Origin of the sequence: Micromonospora sp. AMSO12t (assembly GCF_008806585.1) — a bacterium.
GTDB lineage: Bacteria > Actinomycetota > Actinomycetes > Mycobacteriales > Micromonosporaceae > Micromonospora > Micromonospora reichwaldensis.
This window is the reverse complement of record NZ_WAAS01000325.1, coordinates 1-6,512: the sequence shown is the minus strand read 5'-3', so window position 1 is coordinate 6,512 and position 6,512 is coordinate 1. Positions and strand designations below refer to the sequence as shown.

The 6,512-nt window shown below is 73.8% G+C and carries 9 protein-coding genes; all 9 read left to right on the top strand.

What is annotated here, in order from left to right:
• On the top strand, positions 1-339 hold a 339-nt coding region (locus tag F6X68_RS29325), incomplete at its 5' end, for a hypothetical protein (protein WP_151457286.1).
• Positions 340-483: 144 nt separating this feature from the next.
• Entirely contained in the window at positions 484-1,110 is a 627-nt protein-coding gene (locus F6X68_RS29320; RefSeq protein ID WP_151457285.1) for a DUF4178 domain-containing protein, read from the top strand.
• Positions 1,110-1,616 carry a DUF2617 family protein gene (locus tag F6X68_RS29315; protein WP_151457284.1) on the top strand — a complete coding sequence of 169 codons (507 nt, stop codon included), beginning with the start codon at positions 1,110-1,112 and terminating at the stop codon, positions 1,614-1,616. Before F6X68_RS29320 ends, F6X68_RS29315 begins: the two co-directional genes overlap by 1 nt.
• Positions 1,613-2,038, top strand: coding sequence for a DUF4247 domain-containing protein (locus F6X68_RS29310; protein ID WP_151457283.1), 426 nt, complete (start codon positions 1,613-1,615; stop codon positions 2,036-2,038). The genes F6X68_RS29315 and F6X68_RS29310 overlap by 4 nt, the downstream gene beginning before the upstream one ends.
• A 31-nt stretch (positions 2,039-2,069) precedes the next feature.
• The gene (locus F6X68_RS29305) at positions 2,070-2,492 is read left to right on the top strand and encodes a DUF350 domain-containing protein (RefSeq protein ID WP_101413564.1); all 423 of its coding nucleotides are present in this window, start codon (positions 2,070-2,072) and stop codon (positions 2,490-2,492) included.
• Positions 2,492-3,328: a hypothetical protein gene (locus F6X68_RS29300; RefSeq protein ID WP_192581589.1), complete on the top strand. Its 837-nt coding sequence runs from the start codon at positions 2,492-2,494 to the stop codon at positions 3,326-3,328. The genes F6X68_RS29305 and F6X68_RS29300 overlap by 1 nt, the downstream gene beginning before the upstream one ends.
• The gene (locus F6X68_RS29295) at positions 3,325-4,896 is read left to right on the top strand and encodes a polyamine aminopropyltransferase (protein WP_151457282.1); all 1,572 of its coding nucleotides are present in this window, start codon (positions 3,325-3,327) and stop codon (positions 4,894-4,896) included. The genes F6X68_RS29300 and F6X68_RS29295 overlap by 4 nt, the downstream gene beginning before the upstream one ends.
• Before the next feature lie 112 nt (positions 4,897-5,008).
• A complete protein-coding gene (locus F6X68_RS29290; protein WP_151457281.1) occupies positions 5,009-5,851 on the top strand; it encodes a hypothetical protein in 843 nt (280 codons plus the stop codon).
• Positions 5,852-5,923: 72 nt separating this feature from the next.
• Positions 5,924-6,512 (top strand): hypothetical protein (locus F6X68_RS29285; protein ID WP_151457280.1); only part of this gene is annotated, 589 nt, incomplete at its 3' end.

Here is a 6,512-nt window from a genome sequence, read left to right as displayed (position 1 = left end):
GCCTTCGACGAGCTTCGGCGGGCCGAGACGGTGGCGTTCGGCGGGGTGGGGATCGCCGGGACGCTGCTGCCGGTGACCGAGGCGTACCGGCGGGTCGAGGCCGCGCTGGGCGACGATCCCGAGGATCTGCGGGGACAGCTCGACCGGCTGCTCGCCGAGGGCACCCCGGCGGGGCGCGTCTACGCCGCCACGCTGCTGGAGCGCGTGGACCCGACCGCCGGGCGCGCCGCCTGGACGGCGTTGCGCGACGACCCGGCCGAGTTCGGCACCTTCACGGGCTGCGTCATGGGCCGCACCACCCTGCGCGAGTACGCCACGGACCGCCCCGACGGGCCGTAGAGCCAGGCGGGCCCGCAGAGAGCGGGGACCAGGTCGGTCGCCGGGCACGTGGGGTAACCGGCCTCTCACTCCCCGACCAGGCATTTTCCCCAGGTGCGCGGGGTTGTTACCGTCTGCGCCGACGTACCTGGGGAGGTGGTCGGGTTGAGCGGAACGCTCGCGTACGTGCTGGCAACGGTGGGCTGTCTGGTCGGAGTGGCGGGCCTGGTGGTGGCCGCGGTCGTCTGGAACCGGACGCGTTCCCGCCCGCAACAACGGGCCAAGGGGCCGGGTGACCCGCTGCGGGACCGGGACGCCGACGCGCTGCGCGGTGACCCGCGCCGGCTGAAGCCCGGCGACATCGTCGAGATCCGGGGCGTGTCGTACGCGGTGCGCGGCTCGATCCGCCTGGTCGAGGGTGGCTGGAGCTGGGCCGAGCACCTGCTCGACGACGCCGGTGGCGTGCGGCGCTGGCTCTCCGTCGAGGAGGACCCGGAGCTGGAACTGGTGCTCTGGGGAGCCGAGCAGGGCGCCACCGTCACCCCCGGCGCCCCGACCATCGACTTCGCCGGCCGCCGTTACAACTGGAACGAGTCCGGCCAGGCCCGCTTCACCGCCGTCGGCAACACCGGGCTCGACCCGACCGGCACGATGCGCTACCACGACTACCAGGCGCCCGGCGGCGCCCGGCTCTCCTTCGAGGCGTACGGCGAGGCGGGCTGGGAGGTGGCGCTCGGTGAGCTGCTGCACCGCGGCGACGTGATGATCTATCCGCAGTCCGAGGTCGGCTGATGCTCGTCACCCTCGACGCCCCGTACGTCGACACCAGCGCCGCCGACCTCAGCCTGGCGCTCGACGACGTCGAGCGGCCCGCGCTGCACGTGCTCGACCTCGACCTGCCCGACGGCGTCCGGCTGCGGCTGCGGCTGCTCGGCGCCTCGCACCAGGTGGTCCTGCACGCGCCCGGCGCCGCGCTGACCGAGACGGTCGCCTGCCTGCCCGGCCGCCCGCCGGAGCTGCCCGGTGCGGTGCGGGACGAGGCGAGCGGCTACCACTTCACGGCGACCGTGCTGCGGCCCGCCGGCACCGGGCTGAGCGAGCAGGTCGCCGCCCTCCGTGCCGACCTGGCCGACGACCCGTACGCGCTGGTGGGCGTGTTCCCCGGCGACGCCGACGCGGTGACCGCGCTGGCGGTCCGCCCCGACCCGCCGGCCGGCACCCTCGCCTGGCGCACCTGGCACGCGTATCCCCAGACCAACGAGCTGGTCCTGACCGAGACGGTGGTGGCACTGCGATGACGTACCGACGCTGGTTCGTGGTGGGGGTGGCGTTCGCCGTCATCGGCGCCCTGGTCGCCGCCTTCGCGATCTTCTACGGCAGCTTCTCGCCGCGCGGCTACGTCGAGGACAAGTACAAGCGGGCGGCGAGCCGGGACATCGGCCGCAACGCCGTCGCCTACACCTCGCCCCGTTCGCCGAGCCAGGTGGCGAAGGAGGTCACCGACGCGTGGCAGCCGGCCGACCAGTACGTCGACGGCAGCGGCGTCTACCTGCGCTACGACGACGACTCGGTGGTGATCCTGCCGATCGCCGCCGGCTCGGTGATCCTGCTGGAGCGCATGAGCACCGCCTATCCCCGCTACCACTCCACGGTCGGCTCCCACTGGGGCTGGGGCCGTGGCAGCACCGTCCGGGGCGGCGGCCCCGGCAGCGGCAAGTGACGCACCGACCCCCCTCACCCTGGAGCCTCCTGTGCAGACCCTCGTCACCGATCTGCTGGTCACCCTCGCCTACGGGGCGGTCGGTGTCCTGCTGATGGGCATCGGCTACGTCCTGGTGGACCTCGCCACCCCCGGCAAGCTCAACCAGCTGATCTGGACCGAGCGCAACCGCAACGCGGCGCTGCTGCTCGCCTCCAACCTGGCCGGCGTCGGCATCATCGTGGTCGCCGCGATCGCCGCCAGCGACGACGACTTCGCGCTCGGCATCGTGGGCGCGTCCGCGTACGGGATCCTCGGCCTGGTGATCATGGCGGCGGCCTTCGTGCTGCTCGACGTCGCCACGCCGGGCAAGCTCGGCGAGATCCTGGTCGACCAGCAGCCGCACCCGGCGGTCTGGGTCTCCGCCGTCGTGCACCTCGCCACCGGCGCGATCATCGCCGCCGCGATCAGTTGATGGCGACGGCGAAGAAGCCCGGCGGGCAGCAGGCGGCGGTCGCGAAGGCGAACCAGGGCACCTGGATCGTCTGGGTGGTCGTCGGGGTGGCCGTCCTGTGCTGCGTGGGCATCGGCGTGGTCAACCGCAGCGGCGGCGGGGACGACGTGCTGCCGCCGACCTCGCAGGAACGCGGCGACACCGTGCCGATCCTGCAACGCTCCAGCGCCAGCCAGGGCATCTGCTACGGCTGGGTGCTGCGGGACTTCTACGAGTACACGGACCTCAGCGTCGGCTCGAACCTCGGCGAGGGGGTGGCGGTCGAGGAGAACGCGGCCTGCCCGCGCTGGGTGCAGGTGGTCGCCCAGGTCGCGTACACCTCGGAGAGCAGCGAGAGCAACGACTTCGCCCGCATCACGGTGGAAGCCTCCGACGACGTCTCCGCCACCGCCCAGCTGCGGATGCAGAGCGGGCTGGAACGGCTCGGGCTGACCGAGGACGCCTTCGTCGACGAGCCCGGCTGGGCGGTCACCCGGGCCGCCGTCTCGCTGCCGTTGCTCGCCGCCGAGGCGGGCCTGGTGGAGCCGGCTGCGACCCCGGCGGCTGCGACGGCCGACGCGCCACCGCTGCCGGACGCCGGTAGCGACCTCTGGCGTGACCGCTGGGGCTACCTGCTCGCCGCGGTCGGCCTGCTGCTGTTCACCGCGTTGCTGTTCGCCGCCGGCTTCTGGCAGCGCGGCCGGCAACGCCGCGAGGAGGCCCAGCGGCAGGCACAGGCGGAGGCCGGGATGCGGGACTTCAGGGTCGCCCGGCAGGCCGCCGCGCGGGACCCCAGGCGTACGCCGGAGGGCCGGTGACCGTCGACGCGCCGGCACCGCCCGCGCGGTGGCGGCTGTCCCGCGCGGCGGTGCTCGTCGCGGTCTTCGTCTGTGCCGCCTGCGGCCTGGTCTACGAGCTGGCCCTCGTCGCCCTGGGCAGCTATCTGATCGGGGACACGGTCGGGCAGGCGTCGATCGTGCTCGGCGTGATGGTGTTCGCGATGGGCGTGGGCGCGCTCGCCGCCAAGCCCCTGCAGCCCCGGTCCGCCCCCGCGTTCGCCGCGATCGAGCTGGCCCTGGCCCTGCTCGGTGGCCTCTCCGTGCTCGGCCTCTACGCGGCCTTCGCGTGGCTGGACCTCTACGGCCCGGCGCTGGTCGCCACCGCCTTCGTGCTCGGCCTGCTGATCGGCGCGGAGATCCCGCTGCTGATGGTGCTGCTGCAACGCATCCGGGAGCAGGCGGCCGGCAGCGCGGTGGCGGACCTGTTCGCCGCCGACTACGTCGGCGCGCTGCTCGGCGGGCTGGCCTTCCCGTTCCTGCTGCTGCCGGTCTTCGGCCTGCTCAAGGGCGCGCTGGTGGTCGGCGCGGTGAACGCCGTCGCCGGGCTCGCACTGGTCTGCACGGTCTTCCGGCGGGAGCTGAGCCGCCGGGCGCGCGTCGCGCTCGGCGCCGGCAGCGTCGTGGTCTTCCTCAGCCTCGGGTACGCGTGGGTGACCGCGCACGACTTCGAGCTGACCGCCCGCCAGCAGCTCTACCGGGATCCGGTGGTGCACTCCGAGCGCAGCCGCTACCAGGAGATCGTGCTGACCCGCTCGGTCGCCGAGACCGGCCGCGCCGGCACCGACCTGCGGCTCTTCCTCAACGGCGACCTCCAGTTCAGTTCGGTCGACGAGTACCGCTACCACGAGGCGCTGGTGCATCCGGTGCTGAACGGCCCGCGCGGCGAGGTGCTGGTGCTGGGCGCCGGGGACGGTCTCGCCGTACGCGAGCTGCTGCGCTATCCCGACGTCCGGCGGATCACGGTGGTGGACCTGGACCCGGCGGTGGTGGCGCTGGCCCGCAGCGAGCCGCAGCTGCGCCGGCTCAACGGCGGGGCGCTCGACGACCCCCGGGTGCGGGTGGTGCACGCTGACGCGTTCGCCTGGCTGCGTACCGCCCCCGACCGGTTCGACGCGGTGGTGGCGGACCTGCCCGACCCCGACGAGACGGCCACCGCCAAGCTCTACACGGTCGAGTTCTACGCGCTGGTACGGGCGGTGCTGGCCGAGGGCGGGCGGCTGGTGGTGCAGTCCGGCTCGCCGTACTTCGCGCCCCGGTCGTACTGGTCGATCGAGGCGTCGCTGCGCGAGGCGGGCTTCGCCACCACGCCGTACCACGTGGACGTGCCGTCCTTCGGCGACTGGGGTTTCCTGCTGACGGCCCCCGGCCCGACCGCGCCCGCCCTGGCCCTGCCGCCGGACGCGCCCGCGCTGCGCTTCCTCGACGCGGCGACGCTCTCCGCCGCCGGGTCCTTCCCCGCCGACCGGAGCCGGGTGGACGTGCCGGCCTCCACCCTGCTCCAGCCCCACGTGCTGGAGTACGCCCGCGCGGAGTGGCGCGGCTACTGAGGTTCCGCCCGTGGCCCGCGATCGCCGCCGTCCCGGCGGGTCAATGCCCGTCTGACGTGCCGGACTGGCTCGACCTGGATACGGTGTGACCGCGATCTAGGGAAGGAGAATCATGGTCGATTCCCACAACACGCCGGCCCGCACCCGGCCGGGTGTGGTGACCATATCCACGTATCTGCTGTGGCTGTTCGCGCTCACCCAGCTGATCGGCCTCATCATCACGCTTTCCACCGTCGGCACCATCTCGAAGGTGCTCGACGAGGCGTACCGGGGCACCGACGCCAACGGCACGCAGAATCTGGCCGACATCACCACGATGATCACCATCGGTGGCGCCGTCTTCGTGCTCCTGCTCGCGGTCGTGCTGGCCGTGCTCGGGGTGTTCAACAACAAGGGCAGCAACGGATCGCGGATCACCACCTGGGTGCTCGGCGGCATCATGGTCTGCTGCATGGGTGGCGGCCTGGTCAGCGGAGTGGGCGGCGGCATGGGCACCGGTCAGACGACCGGCGACGCGCCGAGCCCGGAGGAGATCCAGCGCCGCATTAACGACGCGGTGCCCTGGTTCACCCCGGTCACCACGCTGCTCAGCGTGCTCGGGCTGCTCGCGCTGCTCGCCGCGCTGATCCTGCTGGCGCTGCCGAAGGCCAACGAGTTCTTCCGTAAGCCGAAGCAGGGCTGGGAGCCGCCGGTCCCGGGTGCGGCCTACCCGCAGTCCGGTGGCCAGCCCGGCTACCCGCAGTCCGGCCAGCCCGGCTACCCGCCCACGCCGGGGTACCCGCCCACGCCGGGCCAGCCGCAGGCGTCCGACCAGCCGGGCTACCCGCCGGCCCCGGGCGACCAGCCGCCGTCCACGCCGTACGGCGGGGACCAGCCGGGCCAGCCGGGGCCGAACCCGGGTGGCGAGCAGCCCGGGTCGGACCGTCCCGGACCGACCCCGCCGCCGGTGAGTTGACGGGTCGATAACAGCGACGCCGACAGTCCCTCCGAGTAGGTTGCAACCCGACGCCTACCGGAGGGACTCGTCGTGTCGCACCCCGATCGGGCACCGGCCCGCCGCCCGGCCGTCGTCACGGCGGCCGTGGCGCTGCTGGCGCTGATGGCGGTCGCCGCCCTCGCGTACGCCGCCGCCGGTGTGGCGATCCGGGGCGGCACCGTCGACCGGTTCCGCGCCGCCGCGACGGACACCTCGGCACTCCCGGACCAGATCGACGGGACGGTCACCCTGCTGAGCGTCTCCACCGTGCTGACGGCGGTGGTGAGCCTGCTCGCGGGGCTGCTCCTCGCCGGTCTCGCCCTCGGCCTGCGGGCCGGCCGGGACGGCGCCCGCACCGCGACCTGGGTGGTCTCGGGGCTGGGGCTGATCGCCGGGTGCTGCGGGCTCGCGCTGCTGGTCGGGCAGCGCGCCACTCCGCTCGGGTCGGGCGAGGACGAGCGGCCGACGGCGGAACTCCTCGGCCTCCTCGCCGACGCCTACCCGTCCTGGTGGATTCCGTTGGGCGCGGGGCTTTCCGTCGGTCAGGTGCTCGGTTACCTTGTGGTAGCCGTGCTGCTGGCACTGCCGGCGGCCGGCGCCTGGTTCCGTCTGCGGCCCGCGTCGTCCGCCCCGCACCACC